The sequence below is a fragment of the Streptomyces sp. LN549 genome (genome assembly GCF_043203805.1).
In the GTDB taxonomy this organism is placed as follows: domain Bacteria; phylum Actinomycetota; class Actinomycetes; order Streptomycetales; family Streptomycetaceae; genus Streptomyces.
In genome coordinates this window covers 5,581,344-5,603,144 of record NZ_JAZHRI010000002.1, presented here as the reverse complement: position 1 = coordinate 5,603,144, position 21,801 = coordinate 5,581,344, and the positions used below count along the sequence as shown (strand labels likewise).

At 68.7% G+C, this 21,801-nt stretch carries 27 protein-coding genes; 9 read left to right on the top strand and 18 right to left on the bottom strand.

Features of this window, described 5'->3' with window-relative positions:
* Positions 1-2: 2 nt before the first annotated feature.
* Positions 3-947, bottom strand: a complete 945-nt coding sequence (locus tag SH922_RS25595; RefSeq protein ID WP_393060187.1) for a YihY/virulence factor BrkB family protein — start codon at positions 945-947, stop codon at positions 3-5.
* Positions 948-1,160: 213 nt separating this feature from the next.
* Entirely contained in the window at positions 1,161-2,024 is an 864-nt protein-coding gene (locus tag SH922_RS25590) for a helix-turn-helix transcriptional regulator (RefSeq protein WP_393060186.1), read from the bottom strand.
* A gap of 159 nt (positions 2,025-2,183) precedes the next feature.
* Between SH922_RS25590 and SH922_RS25585 the strand changes: the two genes are divergently transcribed.
* From SH922_RS25585 to SH922_RS25560, 6 genes are all read left to right on the top strand, one after another.
* Positions 2,184-3,239, top strand: coding sequence for an aldo/keto reductase (locus tag SH922_RS25585; protein ID WP_393060185.1), 1,056 nt, complete (start codon positions 2,184-2,186; stop codon positions 3,237-3,239).
* A 31-nt stretch (positions 3,240-3,270) separates the two neighbouring features.
* Complete coding sequence (locus SH922_RS25580; RefSeq protein WP_393060184.1) at positions 3,271-3,573, top strand: putative quinol monooxygenase; 303 nt, start codon at positions 3,271-3,273, stop codon at positions 3,571-3,573.
* Between the two features lie 86 nt (positions 3,574-3,659).
* The gene (locus tag SH922_RS25575) at positions 3,660-3,782 is read left to right on the top strand and encodes a hypothetical protein (protein WP_393060183.1); all 123 of its coding nucleotides are present in this window, start codon (positions 3,660-3,662) and stop codon (positions 3,780-3,782) included.
* 45 nt (positions 3,783-3,827) lie between these two features.
* Positions 3,828-4,232, top strand: a complete 405-nt coding sequence (locus SH922_RS25570) for a hypothetical protein (RefSeq protein ID WP_393060182.1) — start codon at positions 3,828-3,830, stop codon at positions 4,230-4,232.
* A complete protein-coding gene (locus SH922_RS25565; protein ID WP_393060181.1) occupies positions 4,229-4,531 on the top strand; it encodes a hypothetical protein in 303 nt (100 codons plus the stop codon). The genes SH922_RS25570 and SH922_RS25565 overlap by 4 nt, the downstream gene beginning before the upstream one ends.
* Before the next feature lie 393 nt (positions 4,532-4,924).
* Positions 4,925-5,587, top strand: coding sequence for a hypothetical protein (locus SH922_RS25560; protein WP_393060180.1), 663 nt, complete (start codon positions 4,925-4,927; stop codon positions 5,585-5,587).
* A 72-nt stretch (positions 5,588-5,659) separates the two neighbouring features.
* On the opposite strand, the gene SH922_RS25555 is transcribed toward SH922_RS25560, so the two are convergent.
* A complete protein-coding gene (locus tag SH922_RS25555) occupies positions 5,660-6,445 on the bottom strand; it encodes a GPP34 family phosphoprotein (RefSeq protein ID WP_393060179.1) in 786 nt (261 codons plus the stop codon).
* A gap of 212 nt (positions 6,446-6,657) precedes the next feature.
* Positions 6,658-7,620, bottom strand: a complete 963-nt coding sequence (locus SH922_RS25550) for a zinc-binding dehydrogenase (RefSeq protein WP_393060178.1) — start codon at positions 7,618-7,620, stop codon at positions 6,658-6,660.
* 194 nt (positions 7,621-7,814) lie between these two features.
* Here SH922_RS25550 and SH922_RS25545 point away from each other — a divergent pair, with 194 nt between their 5' ends.
* Positions 7,815-8,444, top strand: a complete 630-nt coding sequence (locus tag SH922_RS25545; protein ID WP_393060177.1) for a TetR/AcrR family transcriptional regulator — start codon at positions 7,815-7,817, stop codon at positions 8,442-8,444.
* Between the two features lie 148 nt (positions 8,445-8,592).
* Here SH922_RS25545 and SH922_RS25540 read toward each other — a convergent pair whose 3' ends face one another.
* Positions 8,593-9,132, bottom strand: a complete 540-nt coding sequence (locus SH922_RS25540; RefSeq protein ID WP_393060176.1) for an ATP-binding protein — start codon at positions 9,130-9,132, stop codon at positions 8,593-8,595.
* 313 nt (positions 9,133-9,445) lie between these two features.
* Here SH922_RS25540 and SH922_RS25535 point away from each other — a divergent pair, with 313 nt between their 5' ends.
* Both SH922_RS25535 and SH922_RS25530 read left to right on the top strand, forming a co-directional pair.
* Positions 9,446-10,297 (top strand): DUF5753 domain-containing protein, encoded by an 852-nt coding sequence (locus SH922_RS25535; protein WP_393060175.1) that lies wholly within the window; start codon positions 9,446-9,448, stop codon positions 10,295-10,297.
* 11 nt (positions 10,298-10,308) lie between these two features.
* Positions 10,309-10,500: a hypothetical protein gene (locus tag SH922_RS25530; protein WP_362556861.1), complete on the top strand. Its 192-nt coding sequence runs from the start codon at positions 10,309-10,311 to the stop codon at positions 10,498-10,500.
* Between the two features lie 355 nt (positions 10,501-10,855).
* Here SH922_RS25530 and SH922_RS25525 read toward each other — a convergent pair whose 3' ends face one another.
* The 13 genes from SH922_RS25525 to SH922_RS25465 all read right to left on the bottom strand — a co-directional run bounded on the left by SH922_RS25525 (position 10,856) and on the right by SH922_RS25465 (position 21,798).
* The gene (locus tag SH922_RS25525; protein WP_393060174.1) at positions 10,856-11,200 is read right to left on the bottom strand and encodes a hypothetical protein; all 345 of its coding nucleotides are present in this window, start codon (positions 11,198-11,200) and stop codon (positions 10,856-10,858) included.
* A gap of 194 nt (positions 11,201-11,394) precedes the next feature.
* Positions 11,395-12,039, bottom strand: a complete 645-nt coding sequence (locus SH922_RS25520) for an OmpA family protein (protein ID WP_393060173.1) — start codon at positions 12,037-12,039, stop codon at positions 11,395-11,397.
* Positions 12,039-12,632, bottom strand: a complete 594-nt coding sequence (locus tag SH922_RS25515) for a hypothetical protein (protein WP_393060172.1) — start codon at positions 12,630-12,632, stop codon at positions 12,039-12,041. The genes SH922_RS25520 and SH922_RS25515 overlap by 1 nt, the downstream gene beginning before the upstream one ends.
* 29 nt (positions 12,633-12,661) lie before the next feature.
* Positions 12,662-13,255 (bottom strand): pilus assembly protein TadG-related protein, encoded by a 594-nt coding sequence (locus tag SH922_RS25510; protein WP_393060171.1) that lies wholly within the window; start codon positions 13,253-13,255, stop codon positions 12,662-12,664.
* A gap of 8 nt (positions 13,256-13,263) precedes the next feature.
* Entirely contained in the window at positions 13,264-13,497 is a 234-nt protein-coding gene (locus SH922_RS25505; RefSeq protein ID WP_393060170.1) for a hypothetical protein, read from the bottom strand.
* A 203-nt stretch (positions 13,498-13,700) separates the two neighbouring features.
* On the bottom strand, positions 13,701-14,783 hold the full coding sequence (locus tag SH922_RS25500; RefSeq protein WP_393060169.1) for a response regulator: 1,083 nt from the start codon (positions 14,781-14,783) through the stop codon (positions 13,701-13,703).
* A 63-nt stretch (positions 14,784-14,846) separates the two neighbouring features.
* Positions 14,847-16,217 carry a sensor histidine kinase gene (locus tag SH922_RS25495; protein ID WP_393060168.1) on the bottom strand — a complete coding sequence of 457 codons (1,371 nt, stop codon included), beginning with the start codon at positions 16,215-16,217 and terminating at the stop codon, positions 14,847-14,849.
* A gap of 53 nt (positions 16,218-16,270) precedes the next feature.
* Positions 16,271-17,158, bottom strand: coding sequence for a DUF5936 domain-containing protein (locus SH922_RS25490; protein ID WP_393060167.1), 888 nt, complete (start codon positions 17,156-17,158; stop codon positions 16,271-16,273).
* Positions 17,159-17,186: 28 nt separating this feature from the next.
* The gene (locus SH922_RS25485) at positions 17,187-18,125 is read right to left on the bottom strand and encodes a type II secretion system F family protein (RefSeq protein WP_393060166.1); all 939 of its coding nucleotides are present in this window, start codon (positions 18,123-18,125) and stop codon (positions 17,187-17,189) included.
* 61 nt (positions 18,126-18,186) lie between these two features.
* On the bottom strand, positions 18,187-19,527 hold the full coding sequence (locus SH922_RS25480; RefSeq protein ID WP_393060165.1) for a CpaF family protein: 1,341 nt from the start codon (positions 19,525-19,527) through the stop codon (positions 18,187-18,189).
* A gap of 36 nt (positions 19,528-19,563) precedes the next feature.
* Entirely contained in the window at positions 19,564-19,965 is a 402-nt protein-coding gene (locus tag SH922_RS25475) for a TadE family protein (RefSeq protein WP_393060164.1), read from the bottom strand.
* On the bottom strand, positions 19,962-20,339 hold the full coding sequence (locus SH922_RS25470; RefSeq protein WP_362556839.1) for a TadE family protein: 378 nt from the start codon (positions 20,337-20,339) through the stop codon (positions 19,962-19,964). The genes SH922_RS25475 and SH922_RS25470 overlap by 4 nt, the downstream gene beginning before the upstream one ends.
* 211 nt (positions 20,340-20,550) lie before the next feature.
* Complete coding sequence (locus SH922_RS25465) at positions 20,551-21,798, bottom strand: CpaE family protein (protein ID WP_393060163.1); 1,248 nt, start codon at positions 21,796-21,798, stop codon at positions 20,551-20,553.
* Between the last annotated feature and the right edge of the window lie 3 nt (positions 21,799-21,801).

The following is a 21,801-nucleotide window of genomic DNA, read 5'->3' as shown; positions in this document are numbered from 1 at the left end:
CGCTACGGAACGCTGCGCCGCGCCCGGTCCAGCTCGACGTTGAACTGGGCGCCGGCCAGCAGCGCCAGATTGGTGAACCACACCCAGATCAGGAACACCACCAGCCCCGCCAGTGACCCGTACAGCCTGCTGTAGGACCCGATGTACGTCGCGTACAGGGCGAATCCCGCAGAGGCCACCAGCCACAGCAGAGCCGCCAGCACCCCACCCGGGAGCCCCTGCCGCATACCGCGGGCGGATGCCGGTCCGGTCCGGAAGAGGACCATGATCAGGCAGGCGACCAGGCAGAGCAGCACCGGCCACTTCAGCACCGCCCACACCGCGTCCTCCAGATGCGCGAGCCCCATCCGGTGCCCGAGCCAGCGGGCCAGCGGCCCGGAGAGTACGAGGGCGAACGCGCTGGTCATCAGGAGCAGCAGCAGCCCGATCGCGGAGGCGACGATGATGTGGGCCTTGCGCATGGCGGGCCGGGTGTCCGGCACACCGTGCATCGCGTGCAGCGCCCGCCGGAACACGGCCAGATAGCTGGACGCGGACCAGACCGCGCTGACGGTCCCGGTCGCGACCAGCAGCCAGACCGCGGTGCGCTGCTGGGTGGCGGCCTCCAGCGGCTGACGCAGTGCGGCGCCGGACTCCGCCGGGGCGAAGGCGGTGATGTCGGCGATCAGCGCGTGCGTGGCACGGGGGTTGGCCAGGCCGATGACGGACACCGTCACCAGGAGTGCGGGGAGCAGCGCGAGGATGGCGTAGTACGTGAGGGCCGCCGCCCAGTCCGAGAGGTCGTCGTTCCACAGGGAGACGGGCGTCCGCCGCAGCGCGACGGGCCAGCTTCGCGGCGTCCCGGGGCGGCCGGGCCGGGAGTGCCCGGTTTCCGGACGGCTCGTCTCGGGGCAGCCGTCCGTGCGGGGCGGCGCCCCGGCGGCGGTACCGCTGGTCTTGCTGAACACGGGATGAGACTCCGGGATCGTAGGAGGTTCGGCACGGTCGGGTACCTCGCGCGCAATGCCTTGGGGACGCCGTGTACTGCCCATCCTCTTCTGCTCCCGTTCCCGCCCGGCACACCCGATTCCTCCGGATGGCGGGCGCGGGTGGCGGGCGCACGGCGGGTCGGCCGCCTCTCACGTCACCAGCCGCCTCTCACGTCACCGGCCCCTTCATTCTCACGTCACCGGCAGACTCTCCCGCGCCCAGGCCGCCAGCAGCCGCAGAGCGGTCTCGGAGGCGGAACACTCCTCCACCGTGTACGCGATCAGTGCCTGGTCCGGATCGTCGGGCAGCCGCAACGTCTCGAATCCGAGATCGATCCGGCCCACGACGGGGTGGAGGTACACGTACCTCCCGTGGGTCTTGTCCTTGAGCCGGTGTTCGGCCCAGACCTCACGGAACTCCGGGCTGCTGGTACTGAGTTCGTCGATCAGCTCCGCCGTGGCGGGGTCGCCGGGGTGGCGGGCCGCGTCGAGGCGGAGATACGCGACGACGTCGGCCGCCTTGCCCCGCCAGTCCGCGTAAAGGCTGCGCATCCCCTCGTCCTGGAACACCAGCCGGGCCTTGTTCCGCTGCCGCGGCGGGAGCGCGCCGAAGTCGGTGATCAGGGCCGCGGCGAGACCGTTCCAGGCCAGCACGTCGGTGTTCCTGCCGACGATGTACGCCGGCACGTCACCGGCGGATTCCAGGAGCCGGCGCAGCCCGGGCCGTACCTGCTGCGGCCCGGGCGGCTGCGCGGTCTGCCCGGGGCCCGGCCAGGGGCGGGCCAGCCGGTGCAGGTGGTCGCGCTCCACGGTGTCCAGCCGCAGCGCACGTGCGACGGCGTCCAGGACCGCCTCGGAGAAGTGGAGCGTACGTCCCTGCTCCAGCCGGACGTAGTGGTCCACGCTCACGCCGGCCAGCCGGGCCAGCTCCTCCCTGCGCAGTCCCGGTACCCGTCTGCGGCCCCCGTAGTCCGGCAGTCCCAGCTCCTCGGGGTGCAGCCGGGCCCTGCGGGACCTGAGGAACTCGCCCAGCTCTGCGCGTCGGTCCAGTGCCATGGGTCCAGTATTCCTGCCCGGTCACAGGAGTTCGTCCCCGCAGCCTGGTCATTCCGTGCCCAGGCACGGGCGGGCCCTGGGTGGCCCGGCCCGGGGCACCCAGGGTGGGAGCACGGCGAGGCGATGGGCCTCGTCCGACCATGAGGAAAGCGAACCGTCATGACCTCCACGTCCCTCCCCGGCGCCGCACTCGGCAGCACCGGCATGCACATCTCCCGTCTCGGCTTCGGCTCCTGGGCGGTATCCGGATCCGGCTGGCTCTTCGGCTGGGGAGACACCGACGACGCCGAGTCCGTCGCGGCGATCCGCCATGCCGTCGACTCGGGCGTCAACTGGATCGACACCGCCGCCGTGTACGGGCTCGGACACTCCGAGGAGCTGATCGGCAAGGCCCTGGCCGGTATTCCGGAGGCTGAACGCCCCTACGTCTTCACCAAGACCGGGCTGGTCTGGGACCCCGCCGATCCGCAGGCCGCCCCGCGCCGGATCATGAAGCCGGCGAGTGTGCGCCGCGAGGTGGAGGACTCCCTGCGGCGGCTCGGGACCGACCACATCGACCTGTACCAGGTGCACTGGCCCGACACGGGCGAATCCCTGGAGTACGCGGGTGACGGATCCGGCGCCGTGTCCCCCAATGCCACACCGCTGGAGGAGTACTGGCAGGTCATGGCCGACCTGAAGGCGTCGGGGAAGGTGCGCGCGATCGGGCTGTCGAACCACTCCCCCGAGCAGCTCGAAGCCGCCGAGCGCATCGCGCACGTCGATGTGATCCAGCCGCCGTTCTCCGCGATCAACCGTTCGGCCGCCGCCGAGATCGCCTGGGCCCGGGCGCACGGCACCGGAGTCATCGTCTACTCGCCGCTCCAGTCCGGTCTGCTGACCGGCACCTTCTCCGCAGAGCGCGTGGCCGGCCTGCCCGCGGACGACTGGCGCGCCGCCCACCACGACTTCACGACGGGCCTGCCGGCCAACCTCCGGCTCGCCGACGGCCTCCGTCCCGTCGCGGACCGGCACGGCGCCACGGTCGCGGAGACCGCTCTCGCCTGGGCGCTCGCCTGGCCCGGCATCACGGGCGCGATCGTCGGCGCCCGTAAGCCCGCCCAGGTCGACGGCTGGGCCGGTGCGGGTTCCGTCGAGCTGACCCCGTCCGACCTGGACGAGATCACCGCAGCCATCACCGCATCGGGCGCGGGCTCGGGCCCGGTCCGTCCGTGAATTCCCCCAGTCTCCAGAGGAGTCCGTCAGCATGACACTCGTCGTCATCGCCGAATGCCTGGCGGCGCCCGGCCGGGAGGACCGGCTGCGCACCGCCCTGGAAGCCATGATCGAACCGTCCATGGAAGAGCCGGGCTGTCTCGCGTACCTCCCCTACGCCGATCCCAACCGTCCCGCCCGCATGGTGATCGTGGAGGAGTGGACGGATGCCGCGGCACTGGCCGAGCACTTCACGACCGCGCACTTCGGCCATGTGAGGCAGGTCCTGGACCTCGTCCTCGCCGAACCGATGACCATCCGGCGGCTGACCGAGGCCGCGGACGTCGCGAGCTGACCAGGTCGCCGACGTCAGGGGCCGCCCCGGCGAGGCACCCGGCCTCAGGGCCGCTCCGAGGGCGGTCCCGGCGGATACTGGCCCCGATGGCTTCCGACCGCGCGACGCGCCTTCGCCGACTCGCCCGTTCGCTCACCGAACGGTTCGCCGTCGACGGCCACCGCCTCGGGGTGGTCGAGCGTGTCGGGCGTTCCGCGCCTCCGGCGTAGTCCACGGCGGCTGCCGTTGTCACACCCTCGTCGTACGCTCGCGGCATGAGCGTCTCCCTCTACTACAACGCGCACCGCGCGACCCCGCTGACCGAGGCCGAGTCCGCCTCCGTCGACCGCGTTGTCGCCGCGCACATGGCCTCGTTCCCGTACGACGACGAGGAAAGCCTGTACGTGTACGACGGGGCTTCCTCCGAGCCGCCGGAGATCGTCGCCGGGTCCACCAAGATGCCGTTCGATCCCGGTCGCCTGATGCCCGTGATCGCTCATGTGCTGGATTCCGTGACGGAGTTGCGCCGGGCCCTGCCGGATGCGCAGTGGCGCGTGCACATGGACGATCTCGACGTCCCGTGGGACGAGGCCGAGGGGTACGCCCTGCCCGGGATGCGCGACGCCGACCTGATCGCGGAGCTCGCGGCGGCCGGCGGCGAGGACGGGGCGGCGGGATGAGCGACGCGAGCACGGGCGCGGGGGCGGCTCCGGACGCCGTGCAGCCCACACCCGAGCAGCGACGGCTCATCGAGTTCGGCGAGGCACTGTACCGCCGCATCACCCCGGACGCCGGTCTCGGCCATGTGCTGCTGCCCGAGGACGACGCGGTGGCGGTCGTGCACCAGGTGCGGGGCGGCGGGACCATCCTGGTGGCGGCCGACCGGTCGGTGCTCTTCTCCGGATCGTCGCGCGACATCAGTGCCGCGCTGACCGACTTCCGGGCGGGCGTGCGCACGCCCGAGGAGCGGTTCGGGTAGCGGTGGCCGCCCGGGCGCTCAGCGCTCCGGGTAGTGGCCGGCGCCGGACCGAGTACCGGAAGCGGTGCCCGGCCCGACGTCGCCGCCTCACTGCGCCCATGGTCGCAGTCCCTTCCGCATCGGGCTCGGAGGTCTCCGGCACGACGACCAGCGGGACGCGGAGAGGCGAGGCGGAACATGACCTCATGACGGGCTCCTGAGCGAAACGTGCTCGCCCGGCTACCGGGCGGCCCACTACTCTTTGGCCGGCGTCACGTGGTACCGCGTCCATCACAGACACGCGCCTGGCCGGGTGCTGTCAACGCGACGGCCCGGGCATGGGGGCCCGGACCGGGCGGGACGGCACTGGGACAGGGCGGCAGGCAAGGGTCCGGGGGACGTGTGGAACAGCGGGTGCGCATACACAAGGTGAGGCTGGGCAGCAACGAGATCCGGGTGATCCGGCCCGCCCCACCCCCTGCCCGGCTGGCGCTGCGCGACGAAGGCCACTGGCTGTCGATGCACGCCGACCGCAAGGGCTCCGAACAACTCGTCGCCCTGTGGTCCCTGGCCGCCCGGTCCGCCCGGTCACTGGTTCACCTGCCGATCCGGGCCAACGCGGCCCCGGACGGGGGCGCGAGCGACAGCGCCCCGGCCCCGCTGGACCTGGTCCTGCTCCATCACAGTCTCCAGTTCCCGACGGGGTCGTGGAAGGAGATACGGGCACGGCTCGGCACCGGCACACCACAGGTCGCGGAGACTCCGGACGACGACTTCCCCGACGAGAGCGCCATCGACCATCAGCGGCGGCTCTACCCCGCGCACCGGGACCACCTCCGCTTCGACATCGCGGCGCGCACCCTTTTCGTCGTGGGCAGTTCCACCGCGTTCCGCGAGCACGGTACGGCCCTGCGCGGTCTCGTCGAGGAGGCCCCTTCGCACATGCACCGCCGCCCGAACGCCGGCCACTGCTGCGCCGAGCTCAGAGCCGGTCCGTGGTCGCAGACGCGGACGCGGACGCGCCGCAACGTGCCGGCCCTCCTGCACGTCCAGTACTGCGCCGACTGGCGCATATGACGACGGGACCCCGCGATCCCGGCCCGATCCGCACGAGAGGCCTGGTTCGCCGTGCGCCCCGGAGCCAGGTCATCAGCCCCCGTGGTGGCCGGTGCCGCCCGCGCCGCCGTCCGACCAGCTGCCCGGGTCCGCGGAGTGACTGAGGCCGTGACCTCCGGTGGTGAAGTCCGCGTAGAGGTTGCCGAGTTCGCCCTGGAGTTGCACGGTGAGTCCGTGGCTGCCGACGACCAGCGCGTCCGCGAGCTCCTCGTCGGCAGCCGGACCGGCTCCGCCGGTGGTGGGGGCAAGGTGCCCGGCCGCGGCGAGGACGGACAGGCGGCGGCGCCCGCCGATGCCCCGCAAGCCCGGGTAAACGGCAGGAGCGAGGCCCGCGGCCTGGACGAGGGCGACCAGGGTCAGGTCGCGTTCGCCGGGAGACCCGGCCGGTCCGCGGCGCACCACGGCGTCAAGGCGGTCCAGCAGCTCCCGGCGGCGCGACCGGTCGACGAAGACGATGTCATGGCGGGTACGCCCACCGGCGTCCCGCCACCGGCGGACCCGGACCACCTTGCGGTCCTCCAGCCGGGAGAGGTACTCGACGGTGAGCGAGCGCGGTGTCCGGCGCAGCCAGTCCTTGAGGCCGGGCGGGGGATCGGCCGCGTCCAGACCGCGCAGGACGTTGTTCAGGCGGCGGTCCTCGACGGGCCGGGGGTCGGTCACCTCGATCCGGCGGGGGCCGACGGCGATCCGGCCCGCCCGGCCCAGGTCAGCCAACTCGGCAGCCCTCAGCGCGAATCGGAGTCGGTCCGCGTCCCGTATCCGAACGCGTCGCCGGATCGTCACCATGGCGATCAGGAGCAGTTCGTCCCCCGTGGTCATACGGCCAGAGTAGGGGCACGCACCCCTGGAGGGGTGCCCTCCGCACACTCGGCCGCCATCGCCCGAACTGCGGCGAACGCTTCAGCAGATCATCGGGCTTCACGTAGAGCGCGGTCGCGAGGGACGTCCAACTCTGACTTCACACACCGACATTGGACTCCCTCGCCTCGACCGCGCAGGGGATCGCGGCAATCCCGGGTGGATACCTTCGACTACGGTGTCAGCACGATCCTGCCGAAGACCTCGCCCGCGTCCATCTTCTGGTGCGCCAGCACGGCTGCGTCCAGTGGCAGTACCTCGTGCACCACTGTTTCGATCTCGCCGCGGCTCGCTGCGGCGAACTGCTCGCTCCGCACGGTACGCCGGTCGGCTCCGGTGACGGTGGCTGCGCTGAAAGCGGCGAAGGACATTGACTTCTGGAACGCCGCCATGATCTTCGTGCCGAAGTCCGCCGGTGGCTGACCTGCGACAGCGCCCACGGCCACCATGCGGCCGTTCGGGTTGAGCCGGTCGAAGAACGACGGCATGTCCTTGCCGGCCACCACGTCGATGATGACGTCATAGCCTGCGGGGGTTTGTTTCCCCCCTTCGCCGGAGCGGTCCAGCACGTGGGTCGCGCCGAGACGTCGTAGCTGCTCGCCTCGCTCGGCCGAGGAGGTGGTGACCGCCACCGCGGCGGCGCGGCCGCGAGCGGCGAGTTGCACTGCCATGATCCCGATGCTGCCGGCCGCACCACGCACCAGGACCGTCTCCCCGGGAGCGAAGTGGGCGTGGCGGAGCCCGAAGTGGGCCACCACTCCGGAACTGCCGAGTGTCACCGCATCGACTGCGGACAGGTCCACGGGCAGGGGAACGATCTCCTCGACCGGCGCGAGGGCCTGTTCGACGTAACCTCCGCCGGTGCCGGTGAAGGCCCACACCCGCCTGCCGATCCACGAGGCGTCGACGCCGTCACCGACCGCGGTCACGGTGCCCGCCACCTCGCTGCCCGGGATGTGGCCCTCCTTGAAGCCGTAGGCGGCCAAGGCCCCGCTTCGGATTACGGTGTCGACCCCACCGACGCCCGCGGCCTCGGTGGCGATCACCACCTGTCCGGCAACAGGTGCGGGAGCCGGCAGGTCGACAACAGCCAGACCTTCAGGACCTCCGTACGTCTGGATCGCGATTGCCTTCAATGTCGTCTCCCATGTTCTTGGACCGATCAAGTGCGGTCGTGCTCAGTACCTGCCGCCGATCGCCGCCGGCGACGGGAGGGGGTTCACGGCGCGGCAGGGGTTCGGTCCCGGTGCTCTGCGCCCCGATGATCCCGGTGAGCTGCTACGCCTTGAACGCTAACGGACGCCCCCGTCCGTTTAGGTAAAGTGAGAGCGTGATCGACCGTTTGCCTCACACCCTGCGTTCCGACGCGCTGGACAACCGCGAGCGCATCCTCGACGCGGCCCGAGCACTGTTCTCCGCCGAAGGCCTGGACGTGCCGATGCGGGCGATCGCGCGGCGCGCAGGGGTCGGACCTGCCACCTTGTACCGTCACTTCCCGACCAAGCAGGCGCTGGCCACCGAAGCCTTCGCGGACCAGTTGCGCGCATGTCGCACCATCGTCGACGACGGGTGCGCCGATCCCGATCCGTGGCGTGGCCTTTGCCTGGTGATCGAGAAGATCTGTGAGTTGCACGCGCGGGATCGGGGTTTCAGCGAAGCCTTCATGTCGGCCTTCCCAGGGGCGCCGGATGTCGCGGGCCGTGAGTACACGGTGAAAGCGGTCGCCGGGCTTGCCCAGCGGGCCAAGGACGCAGGGCACCTGCGGTCCGACTTCGTCCTGGACGACCTCATTCTCATCCTCATGGCCAACAAGGGGATCCACACCAGATCGACCGACACCCAGGTCATGGCCTCCCGACGCTTTGCAGGGTTGGCGATCCAGGCGTTCGAAGCCTGCCCTCAGCACGCACCACTACCACCAGCGGCACGACTGGCATCCGCAGCACCGGACAACGTCTGACCCTGGGCGAGCGGTATCGAGGCACGAACCACTGAACCCCTTGGACAGATCATCTGGGCGGCGCAGCGGGTCTCGGTGGCCGGTCCTTCGGTCGAGCACGCCCCGCCGCCCCGGTGGGACGGGAAGCGCCGCACGGTCGCACGCGGACTCAACGGGGCAGCAACACCCAGGACTTCGTGCCGCGCTGCGGTTGCTGCGCCTCGCACATGCCCCACTCGCCGCCCCAGTCGTCCGCGACCGCCGCGAGCAGCCAGAGCGCGCGTCGGCGGCGCGCCTCGCAGAGGGCGGCCAGGTCGGGTTCGGAGTGGTGCGGGTGCTGGTCCCAGACGAGCAGGCGGACCGCGTCGTCGCGGTGGCGCAGCGATACGTAGAGCTCCCGGCCGGGGCTCATCCGTGCGGCGACCGAGACGAGTTCGGTGACCGCGTACGTCACCGGCCAGACGTACGGGGCGAGCCCGTGCGCCTCCAGGGCGGCGGCGGTCGCCGTACGGGCGATGCGGGCGCTGCGGATGTCGCCGGGGAGGGTGAAGCTCATGGCGAGCCCGGGGGCGGAGCGCCCGGAGCCGCCTTTCGGGCGGAGGCAGGGCTGCGGCGGGCGGGGCGGGGTGGAGTGCGCGTACGCATCCGGGAACGGCATCCGCGTCTCGGTGACGGCCGGGCAGAGTGCGGCGAGTGGAGATGAGTGCATGGCTGACTCCCCGTTACGGGTGGCGAGTTGGCGGTGTCTCTCTTCCTCGTGGGTGCGCACGGATGGCTCTCGCGTTTCGGACGACGAACAGTGGCCTGTCTCCCTGACACGGACCCGACCCTCCCAGGGAAGGAGCTTGCGGGCAGGGCCGTGCGATGCACTTCTTGCTCGGCTTTGCGTGAGCGGTGCGTTACTGAATGTAGCCTAATGGTGGCACTCATGTCACAGCATTCGAGGCAATTGCCTCGCACTCACCTGGACTGAGCCCCCTCACAGGGACAGACTGTGTCCACCGTCGGCGGAAGAAGGGCCCATGCCGAGCAGTTCCACTCCGACAGAACGCCAGAAGCGACTAGGCACCGAACTACGGAAGATGCGCGTTGCCGCGGAAGCGACCACGGCATACGCGGCAGGCCTGCTGGGCGTGGACCGAACGAAGATCTCCAACATGGAGGTCGGGGTCCGCCCTATCGCTCCGGATCGCGTACGCACCCTCGCATGCAACTACGCCTGCGCCGACGACAAGTACACCGAGGCGCTGGTGAAGATGGCGGAACAGCGCGAGCGGGGGTGGTGGGAGCAGTACCGGGGAACGCTGCCTCCGGGCCTGCTGGACATCGCCGAACTGGAGTGGCATGCCACGCGCCTCCGCACAGCCCAGACCGTGCACCTGCCGGGCCTCCTGCACACGGACGGATACGCCCGCGCAGTCTTCGGTGCCGTATTGCCCGCCCTGTCCCGCCTGGAGGTCGAGTTGCGGGTGGCCCACCGGATGGAGAGGCAGCAGGTGCTCGACCGCGAAGACCCCATCCCCTACGTGGGATACGTCCACGAAGCAGCATTGCGCATGCAGTTCGGAGGCCGGCAGGTCACCCAGGCGCAGCTGCGCCACCTCTGCACGATGTCCGAGCGGGAGCACATCGATATCCGCGTCATCCCGGTCAGCCGAGGCGCATTCCCGGGGGCGGGACATGCCCTTCTGTACGCACACGGCGTGGTCCCCCAGCTGGACACCGCCCAGCTCGACTCTGCTCACGGGCCTGAATTCATGCACGCTGAGGCACAGTTGACCAAGTACCGTGCTCAACTGGACTGGTTGGAGAACGCGTCGCTCGACCCCGCTGAATCGAGAGACTTCGTCCACGCCATCTCAGGCCAAATGTGAGGACGTTCGAGATGTCAGAGATCAACTGGGAAGAGGCTTACTGCGGCGAGGGGAACAATTGCTTCAGGCTGGGTACGGACGCCGAGGGCAACGGCTACATAGCCGTCCTGGGCGAGGAGGACCACTACCTCACCGACAGCCGTGAGTCGCTCCAGCAGATGATCCGCGACATCAAGGCCGGCAAGGCGGACCACCTGCTGTAACAGCGACCCGCCCCGCAGCGGGTCGCGTTGCCGGGGCGCATCCCTGCGCTTGTGGCCCAGACGCTGGCCCTGTACGGCCATGCGTCCCCGCCCCCCGTCGTGGACCGGGGCGGCTGGCACCGGATGCGATTCGGCACAGATGCGCTGACCGTCGAGTCCCACGGTCCCGTGGTGTCACTGCCGAGCATGAGCTGTTCATGAACCTCAGCGCGTGGTCGGCCTGTGGTTGGACGTTTGCGAGGCCTGCCGCCCGGTCTGGCGGCAGGCCGCTCTTCCTGGCCCTGGGGAAGGTCAACACCCGTGAGCCGCGTACTGCACCTCGGCCTGAGGAGGATTGAAGAGTGGCTCACCGGCGTCAGCAGTTCGTCTCGTCGAACGGTTCGTCGTGCCAGCGCCAGCCGGCGGTGCCGTCGTCGTGGATGTGCAGCATGAACTCGGCAACCGGGCTGCCGTCGGGAAACGTCATGGTGAGCGCTCTGCGGATCTCCTCGTAGCAGCCGTCGAGGCGTTCCCAGTCCTCCTCGTCGGCAGCTCGCTCCTGCTCGCTGAAGATCGGACGGAACTCTTCGAAGCCGGGAAGGGCCTCGACGTCGGCGTGCGTCCAGGGCATGTCCGCACCCGTCACGGTCAGCCGGGCAATCTCCTGGTCTCCGTGGTGGAGCCGCCAGACAGCGTCTGTGTTCACGTTCGAGTCGGCCATGGCTCCATGATGACGATCACCACTGCCAGGCGGAGCACATGTGGCTCGACGCTCGGCTGTCCATGCCGCATCCGGCCTTACGGGGAGACGCCGGCAGAGCCCTGCGCCCACCCCGCAAAGCCTCGCGGCCGATGCCGTATGCGAGGTGCATACGGCATCGGCCGCGAGGTGAAGACCCGAAGCAGAAGCGCTGGTCAGCTCTGTGAGCCCTCCGCACGCGCGAAGGAGACCTCCACGCGGCGGTTCTTCTTGCGGCCGTCTTCCGTTGAGTTGTCGGCGATCGGGTACTGCTCGCCGTAGCCACGGATCTCGTACGAGATACCGGTGCCGGCCAGGGCCTTGTCCAGGACGTTGTGCACTGCCTCCGCACGCTCCTTGGAGAGCACGTCGCCGTGGGCGGAGGAGCCCAGGTTGTCGGTGAAGCCGAACACCCGGACCTTCTTGGCGTCCTGTTTCTTGATCTCCGTGGCAATCGCGTTGATACGACCGTTGGCCGCAGAGCTCAACTTCGCGCTGTCCTTGCCGAAGAGAACCTCGGCCTGGAGCGCGAACTTGATGTCCGAGTTGGTGTCCTCGCGGCGCTCCTCGCCCCCCATGTCCTCGATGACCGACTTGATGTCGAGGATCTTGACGGGAGCGAGAGTGGCCCCGTCCGGGAGCTTCAGATCCGTATCGTTCGCGTCGATCTTGACGGACGGCTCCGCAGACGCTGAGGGATACGGGCTGTCATCCGCGAAGGCCTGCGATACGCCCACGCCTCCGAACGCGAGCACACCGACGAGAACCGTGATCGCCATCTGACCGGATACCCGACGGGTGGTGGTGATGGTGCCGTTCATCAGGAGATCTCAATCGGCGCAGGGGCGAACCCGTGGAACAGGAGGCTGACCTTGCTGGTGGTGTCCGGAGGGGACGGGAACTGCGCAAAGAACGTGATGGTCTTCCCCGCGTCGAGGAACGCGTTGAAGCCAGTGGTCGTCAGTGGACGGTTGTCCGTGTCCCTCAGAACGTAGTAGCGCTTCTTCCCCACCGAGTCGACAAGGGTCATGTCCGCCAGGGAGCGGTCCTTGAGTGCAACGGCTACCTCCTTGCCGTTCCAGCCGATCGGGATGGTGTAGCTCTTGCCCGAATTGTTCTTGAGCTGTCCGGTGACCGTGAGGAACCCACCGCTGTCACGCTTGGCCGAGTTGATGGCCATCTCGATGCCGTCATCGTTCTTGGATGTCACCAGAACGGTGCTCGTGTCCGGGACGGTTTCCCCGCCGCCGTCGCCCTTGTCGGACGTGGACGGCGAGGTAGAGGCCTGGGACGCGGCGTCCTTCGGCTTGTTCCCGTCGTCACTGCCGCAGGCGGTCATCGAGAGCGCCAGGGCGGCTGCCAGCACAGCAACTCCCCCGGCACGGCGCGTGGTCCTCACGTGCGGATAGCTCATCGGTCCAGTTCCTTTGCGTTTGATCGAGGTCAGTCTTCGGCCAGGCGAACGTCGAAAAGCAGAGTCATATCAGGCATGGCAGCCAGACTCTGAGGGCTGACCACCCACACCAGCCCGCTGACACAGCCGACTGTGCCGATGGACGGCGACGTAGGGATCGGGTTCGGGACGAACGTGCATCCCCGATTGTCGAGGACGGCGACAGCCTCAGCCTCCGCCTGCTTCCCCTCAGTACCCGGAACGAGGTTCGCGGTCATTTTCTTTCTCGACTTCAGCTCGACCTCGTAGCCCCAGCGCATACCGCTAACAGGCTGGCAACCGACGTCGGTGGCATCGTTCTTGGCGCCGAACGCGCGCGCCATGACACAGCCGTCCATCCCGACGTAGGGGGTGTTGAACACCTCGGTGTAGAAGCCCCTGTCCATGACGTGGGCCATCAGGTCGAACTTGAGCAGGCGCCGGGAGTCCTTGGCCGCGGCCAAAGCCGTGGCATCGGCCGCAGTCTGTGCCCCGTTGCGCTTGACATCGGCTTCACCGAACGCAAAGAAGACCAACGCAAGGAAGAGCAGGCCGGTCACCGCTGTGATGTACAGCGGCGCGGCCTGCCCTGCCTCGGACTTCATTCGACGGATCACCCGTTGAGAACCGAGTTGATCTTCTCGGTGAACTTCGCACCGATGGTCGAGCCGAGGTTCGTCTGCAGCAGCGCCACGACGATCGCCACCACGAGGATCGTGATGCCGACGTACTCGATCGCGCCCTGACCCTTGTCGCTGCGACGCTTGATCGCGTCCACGGCGGTGTTCTTCCAGCCGTTGACGTAGGTCTGCGTGGCGGTGGCGGCCTTCAGGGTGATGTTCGACATGGTGTTCCCCTCCGAGTTCGGCCGACCGGGAATCGGCCGACACTGCTACGTAAGTCTTCGTGTCGTTCGCGCTTCCGGCTTCCTCCCGGCCGGTCTCGCTGTCGACATGAGAAACGTACGTCGGGACAACACCCACTCGCATGGGCCTGCGGGCCCAACTCCGGGCCCACTTCGCCAGTTGGGCCTTCGGGTTCATCGAGTGCTCAGCCATGCCTCGTCGACCCCCCGGACGACATGCGGTGCCAGACGGCGATGGCCTCGCCCCGGCTGCCGGCATTCAACTTCGCGAAGATGCGGTTGATGTGGTTCTTGACGGTCTTCTGGCTGATGAAACAGGTGGCCGCGATCTGCTGATTGGTCATGCCCGACGCGATCAGATCCATCACTTCCACCTCCCGTTCACTCAGCTCAACCCGTACTCCTTGGGGTGCCGCAACAGGCATCCCTGAGGAAGAATGTCCCACAGATGATTGCGGAAGCGAAGCCTTTTGCGAGAATCTGTGCTCGCTCAACTCCTGGCTCACACCCCCGGCCTGGCGATTCATCTCTCCGCCAGGCCCCCATTGCCCGCGCGTGTCGTGTGCGGGTGCAGACACTTGCCCCGGTGGGGCAACGGGTCGGTAGCCAGGTCCGGTGAAGGCCGTACCCAGGCCCTCAGGCAGGGGCCGGCCGTCCCCGCCCAGGCCGCCCCCGCCACCTCGCACCGACTCCAGCAGCGCACTGCTGGCCGAGTACGTGAAGTGGGCCCGGCCCTCCTTGGTGTCGCGGACGGCAGCCACCAGCTGGTCCGCCGTGAACTCACCGTGCACCAGATAGCCCCCGGCCCCCAGGCGCAGGGCCTCGTGGACGATCTCGCTCTCCCGGCTGTAGGTCATCATCAGCACCGGGGACAGCCGCACCAGGTGGGGCAGGGCCGAGATGCCGTCGACGCCGGGCATGCGTACGTCCAGCAGTACGACGTCCGGGCGGTGCTGCACCGCCATCTCGTACGCCTGACGGCCGTCACCCGCCTCGGCGACCACGTCGATGTCATCGCGTCCGTGCAGGAGAACGGTCAGACCGGCCCGTACGACCGGATTGTCGTCGGCGACGACCACTCTGAGCGGCCGTGCCGCGGGCATCGCTTCGGGGCTGGGGAAGGCCGGGAATCCACCGGGAGAATCAGATGCGGGGACACCGCCTGTAGGCGGCGAACTGAGCGGGCTCGGATGCGAGGACGTGTGCTGCGAGACATGCGGTTGCTGCGTCCACTGCTCTCCGGAGCTGCGGGAGATCTCGTCCGACATGGTGCGGGCCTCCTCTCTCAAGGATGGGGGACTGTGGGGGTACTCAGTAGCGGTGATGCGGATTCAGTTGTGGGGTCTGGCGGGTTGGCCGGGCACCTGCGTGAGCAACGGTGGGTACCCGGAAGCGGTGGGAGACGCGGGTGGCGCCAGGTTCATCGCGGCGAGCGACAGGTCGAGACGGACCTCGGTACCCCGTTCCGCTTGGCCCCTGCCGATCCGGATGCGTGCGCCGATGGAGGCGGCGCGCTCGACCATCCCTACGAGGCCGAAATGCCCGGCCTTGCGCAGATCCGCCAGGGAAGTACCCCGGGGCAGGCCCTCACCGTCGTCGTACACGCTGATGCGCACCACGTCGCGGACCAACCCGGCGGAGACCTCCACATAGTTGGGACGGGCATGGCGCTGGGCGTTCTCCATGGCCTCGGTCGCGATGGTGAGGGCCTGGCGGGCCACGGCGTGCGGAATGAGTGGGACGGGGCTCTCGCCGAGTCGGCGGAAGACTGCCTTGACGCTGTGGCGGCGATCGAAGTCCGCGGTGCGCGCTGCCAGCTCGTCCACCACGTCCACGCCGCCGTCGAGGCCCGACTCCCTGCGCAGGTCCGACAGGAGCTCCCGGGACTCGGCGGCGGCCCGGCGGGCCGCGCGTGCGACGAGCTCCGCCTGGTGCTTGACGGTCAGCGGGTCCATCCGGTCGGCGGTGCTCGCCAGGCCGTCGGCCGCCATGGCCAGGCCGTGCAGGGTCTTGGCCACAGAGTCGTGCATCTCCCGGGCGAGGCGTGCGCGCTCCTCCTCGACGGCGCCGCTGACCGCGAGGCGGGCGCGGGTCTCCGTCAACGCCTGGGAGGCTGCGCCGAACCCCAGGAGGAGGCTGCGCAGCGTGCTGCCGACTGCTCCTGCCATGATGCAGAGCCCCACCACGAGGAGCGCCGAGGCGTCCGCCTCGGCCTCCTGGCTGACTCCGTAGGCTCCGGCGAGCAACAGCGCCTGAAGAGCGGCGAAGATCGCCCCGCCCCGCCAGCTGTAGACCAGCCCGGCAAGGAGCGGGGTACAGACCGTCACGTAGGAGAGCGTCGAGCCAGGACTCGCCGCGAACAGCAGCAGTGCACCGAAGAGCATGTCCGCGGCAAGCAGTGCGGGATGCCTGAGAAGAATCGGCCCGAAGCGTTCCCAGTCGCGCATCAGGACGTAGGACACCATGACGGTGACCAGTACCGCCGCGCCCACCAGCCAGCTGCCGAGCTCTTCGTGCACGCCGTCCAGCGCGAACGGCGTCGCCAGCAAGGTCATCGCAAGGCGAAATCCGAACAGTTGACGACAAAGGGCCTGCAGCGCGTTCAGCTGGATGGGCAAGGAGGGAACATGCCCAGCGGTACTTTCCGGCGCCTGCGCGTCGGGTCCGCCTGTCAGGGCGGGACCGGTCGGTCGTGGGCCCATCTGGTCCTCTCACCTCCTCGTCGGTGCGGATCGCTTCCTCGCGCCGGGGCGTGTCAGCCGCCGAATACGTCCCCGATGTGGACTTCAGACGCGTAGTAGAAGCCGACGGCGATCAGAATCATCGTCCCGGGCAGCATGAAGCTGGTGACGATCAGCGTGGCCTTGGGGACGGCCTTCGACGCCTTGCGCCGCGCGTTCTGGGAGTCGGTACGCCGCATGTCGTTGGCGATCTGGATCAAGGTGTCCACGATCGGAGCACCGAGCTCCTCGCCCTGCTGGAGGGCCGAGACGAACATCGACACCTGCTCGGACTCGTTCCGCTTGCGGAGCTGGTCGAAGGCCTCGCGGCGGCTGACGCCCATGTCCATCTGGCGCAGAGTGATGCGGAGTTCGTCGGCCCACGGACCCTGGTACTTCTCCGCGACCCGTTCCAGCGCCTGGCGGAACCCGAGTCCGGCCGAGACGACGACCGCGAGAACGTCGAGGAAGTCCGGGAGTGTCCGGTCGATGTCGTCCTTGCGGCGTCCGATGGCGGACCGGATGATCACGTCGGTCCAGAAGAGACCGTAGACAAACAGGAGGATGGCCAGCACGAGTTGCCCGTTCATGAGCATGGCCAGGGCCGCAAGCGTCCCGAGGCCGCCGTAGAAGGCGCGCCGAGCCGCATAGCGGTCGATCGTCATGCCCCCGGGGTTACCGGCCATGTCCAGCTTGCGCCGGACCTTGTCGACGCGCTTGGGTCCCATCATCGACAGAACTCGGGGTGCGTAGCGCATGCCCATGCGGTCCGCCAGGCCACCTGCGGCCGTAGTGCGGCTTGCACCGATCTCCAGCGCGAGTTCCATGTCACCGGGCAGCTTGGCTTCCGCGCGATACATGCGGATGCCGTGGAAGGCTCCATACACGCCGAGTCCGAAGACGGCCGCGATCAGAAGATCCATGATGTCCTCTCCTTGTTGATTCCGGCCGTCATATACGGACGCGAGTGAGTCGGCTGATGAGGAAGAAACCGAGGGCGTAGAGGCCTGCGGCAACAAGGACAGCTATCCGGCCGGGAGTGGCGGCGGTCATGTCGTCCAGCGCGCCCGCCCGCATGCTGTTGATGATGAGCAGGAAGCCCATTCCCAGGATCGGGACGGCGACCGCGGTCACCTTCACCTGGGACAGGAGAGTGGTGACTTCTCGCCGGGTCTCCTTGCGTTCCTCCAGCGTCTCGGTGAGGTTGCGCAGCGAGGAGACGATCGTGCCGCCCGCCCGGTTGGAGAGGATGAGGGTGGAGACCAGCACGGTCAGTTCTCGCGACGGCAGCCGCTCGACGAGCTCGTTCATCGCGTCGTCGAGCGAGTGCCCCACGGCCAGTCGGTCGGCCACCCTGCGCAGTTCCTCGTGCGCCGGCTCGTCGAGTTCGTCCACCGCCATGCTGATGGCGGTACGGAGTGCGAGGCCGGCCTGGGTGGCGTTGGCGAGGACGCGGGTCAGCTCGGGGAGCTGGTTGATGAACGCCTCGGTGCGCTTGGCACGCTGGTAGTTGAGGAACGCGTTCCCTCCCCACAGGCCGATGAGCGCTGCGATGAGTCCGAAGAACGGCGCGAAGATCGAGCCGACCACGAAGTAGAGGCCGAGCAGCGCTGCCACGACGTAGACGAAGTACTCGCCGGGCGTGAGGTCCAGGCCCGTTGCCGCGATCTTCCGCTCGATCCGCTTGCCCAGGTTCGTCTTGCGCAGGCGCCGGTCGACGCCTCGGAAGCGACGGTTGCGGCCGCCGATCGTGAGCTGGCCCGTCTGGGACATCCGGTCGACCAGAATCTGCTGCTGAGCTCTGCCCGAGGAGAAGATGTGCACGCCTATGACGGCGAACAGACCGGCGAGGAGTGTCACGCCGATCGTCAGGAGCGGAAGATTATCCATTTCGGACGAGGCCTTCTGGGTGGGCGGCGGGCTGGGGACGTAGCGGGGTACGAGAGCGGAATCAGGCTGCCGACTTACGCATGATCAGCTGTTCCTCCGTCTCGGCGACACCGAAGGCCGCTGGGGCCGCCTCGCTCGACATGTAGAGGCGCTCGGCCACCCGGCGGGGCAGCGGGTAGTAGTCGAACTTTCCGTAGATGCGGCCGTCCGCGGCCATCGGCTGGGCATTGAAGCGGCAGACCGAGACGATGCGGTAGTCCTCGCGTCCGTGCGAGTCCACGATCGCGATCTCGGTGATCCGGCGGGAACCGTCCGCGTGACGGGTCAGCTGAACGATCACGTCGACGGCGCTGTTGATCTGGTCGTGGATCGCCACGAACGGGATCTCGACCTCGGACATGGAGCTCAGCGTCTGCAGACGCATCAGTGCGTCCTCGGCGTTGTTGGCGTGGACGGTGGCGAGAGAACCGTCGTGACCGGTTGACATCGCCTGGAGCATGTCGAGCGTCTCGCCGCCACGGACCTCACCGACGATGATGCGGTCGGGTCGCATACGCAGGGAGTTGCGGACCAGGTCGCGAATGGTGATCTGGCCCTTGCCCTCCACGTTGGAGGGACGGCTCTCCAGCGTGATCACATGGGACTGCTGGAGCTGGAGCTCGGCGGAGTCCTCGATCGTGACGATGCGCTCGCCGTTCGGGATCAGCCCGGACAGCGCGTTGAGCAGGGTCGTCTTGCCGGTACCGGTGGCTCCGGAGACGATCACGTTGAACTTGGCGCGGACCAGTCCGGCGAGCAGCATCAGCATGTGCTCGTCGAGCGAGCCGAGCCCGATCATCTCCTGGAGCGTGAACGCCTTGGGGAACCGCCGGATGGTGAGGATCGGGCCCCTGAGGGAGAGCGGCGGGATGATCACGTTGACACGCTCACCCGAGGGGAGACGCGCGTCGACCATCGGATTCGCCTCGTCAACACGGCGGTTGACCGTGGAGACGATGCGTTCGATGGTCTGCATCAGCTGTTCGTTGGACGAGAAGCGCATCGGGAGCAGCTCCAGGCGCCCGCGCCGCTCCACGTACACCTGATCGTGTCCGTTCACCATGATCTCGCTGATGGAGGCGTCTTCGAGCAGCGGTTCCAGGATGCCGAGCCCGAGGGACTCGTCGACGACCCGGCGGATGAGCTGCGAGCGCTCCATGGAGGAGAGGACGGGGCCCTCGCGGCTGATGATGTGGCCCAGGACGCGTTCGAGCCGCGCCCGGCGCTCGGCCGCCGCCAGGGCGGACATCTCGGCGAGGTCGATCTCTTCCAGGAGCTTGGCGCGGTAGACCTGGACCAGCCGACTCTCTTCGCTCAGCCCGTTCATCGGCTCGGGACTGGTAATGCGCGCCCGCAGGCTCATGTCCTCAACTCCCTGGTGTGGTACGGCAGTGCTGGATCAGTCGCGCGGCATGGTGGCCTTCTTCGTGACGGATCCGAATTTGAACATCGGCAGGAGAGAGGGGATGCGAACCGTCACCCTCACGGTCACATCGTTCACACCACCGGATGGGATGACTCTGGCGTCGTCGGCCAGCCAGTCGCTCAGGGAATCGCGCGCAACCGACCCTGCGCGCCCGAACTGGTACTTGTCCGAGCCCACTCGCGCACCCGCCCGGGCGGCTGTGCCGGCCTGCTGGGCCGCGTATATGGCGATGCCGAGCTGAACCACGGCCAGCGATATGACGAGCAGGAGAGTGAGCACACCCACGTACTCGACGGCGGCCTGGCCCCGCCGGCTGTCCGAGCGGGATGCGGTCGTGCGTCCGGTGCCGGGCTGCCGCGCCCATGTGCGCTTCACCAACCCCACCCGCCCTTCTCCCTCTTGGCCTTGGCGTCGCCCGTCGCGTGCCAAGGCACGTTGAACACCCCCGGGAAGATGAGGGGAACCTTGACCTGAACCTTCGCGGTGACCAGGTCACCGATGCCGCCGCCGCAGCGCAGGACGGTGGTGTCCCAGGCGTCGGGCACGTCCTCGCGTACGGCCTGTCGGCAGGCGCGTTCCGGGCTGCTCTCCGCGACCGCGGCCGCCCTGACGCCCTTGTCCGCCGCGTTGCCGGCGAGCACCCACGTGTAACAGACCAGTCCGGCCTGCCACATCACCGCCAACGTCACCAGGATCAACGGCAGCGTGCCGACGAACTCGATCGCCGTCTGCCCCCGGTCGCTACGCATGCGCCGGCGCCGTCCACTGGAGCCGCAGCCGGATGTCTCAGCCCTCGCGCTACCTGGCCCCGCCGGTGGCCGGCCCGTTCGTAGAAGATTCATGATTCAACGGTCCTCCTCGGTCTCATCGCTTCATTAATCGCTTCGCTGAACACTTCATCGCTCGCTGCACAGATCACTTCACCGATGTACCCGGCCGACGGAACCACCCCGTCGCCGCTCACTTCGTACGTCCCCGCCGGCCGCCCAACGAACCGCGGTCGCCCTTGAACTTGCCCTGCTTGTCGCCGCCTTCGGCGTTCTTCACCAACCCGAGATCTGCCGCAAGCCCCCACAGCGCCTGCTTCACAGTGGATTTGGCCTCCAGGTCCTGCAAGCGGCCGGCGTCGATCACCGCATGGAGTTCCTTGAAGTTCGCGGGGACCACGACCCGCGCCACCTTCGTGGCCGTGATCTTCTCGATCAGCGGCGGCTGGATCTCTGTGTTACGCGTGTAGCGGTTGACGACCGTGATCGTCTCCTCGGCCTTGCGGACCTGGAGGCGGTCCCAGAGCCGGACCATGCGCTTGGCCGCGCGGACGGTGATCACGTCCGGGGTGGTGACCAGCAGGGTCCGGTCCGCCATCTCGATGGCTGCGGCGTTGGCCGAGTTCATGTGCGTACCGCAGTCGATGACGACGACCTCGAAGCGGTTCCGCAGGGCGCTGACTGTCTGGCGTACGACCCGGTCGCTGACCTCTTCGCCCCGCTCGCCCTCGCTCGGTGCCAGCATCAGGGCCAGCCCGCTGTCGTGGCTGTACAGGGCGTCCTGGAGGACACGTGGCGAGATGTCCTGGATGGTGGAGAGGTCGACGATCGACCGGCGGAACTGCACGTCGAGGTAGGAAGCCACGTCCCCGGACTGGAGGTCCAGGTCGGCGAGGGCGACCGTGTGGCCCGACGCCGCCGCGGCGAGGGCCAGTTGTACGGCTACCACCGTCGCGCCGACGCCGCCCTTCGCGCCGCTGACGGTGACGACCGTGCCGCCGGGGCCGGTGAAGACCTCGGCGCCCGCCCCGAGGTGGCGGCGGACTCCGACGGACCAGCCGGCGGCGGCCTGGACGCGCTGGGCCAGCTCCTCGTACGAGAGGGGCAGGCCCACCAGGCCGCGGGCGCCGGAGTCCATGGCTGCCGAGTAGAGCCCGGGGCTCATGTCGGCGGTGACGAGCACGACCCCGACCGCCGGAAAGCGCAGGGCCACCTCCCGGATCAGCTCAAGTGCCGGAACCGGACCGATCCGCTCGTGCACCAGGACGACCTCGGGCAGCTCGTCCAGTGACTCGGCGGCGAGCCGGGCGAGTGTGTCGAGCAGGGAGGTCGAGTCACCCAGCGGTGCGGCCGGCTCCGCATCGGGGAGCTGGCTGAGCAGCGTGGTGATGGATCGGGCAGCGTCGGCATCGCCGACAGCCGGGAGGATTCGTGTGCTCATCCG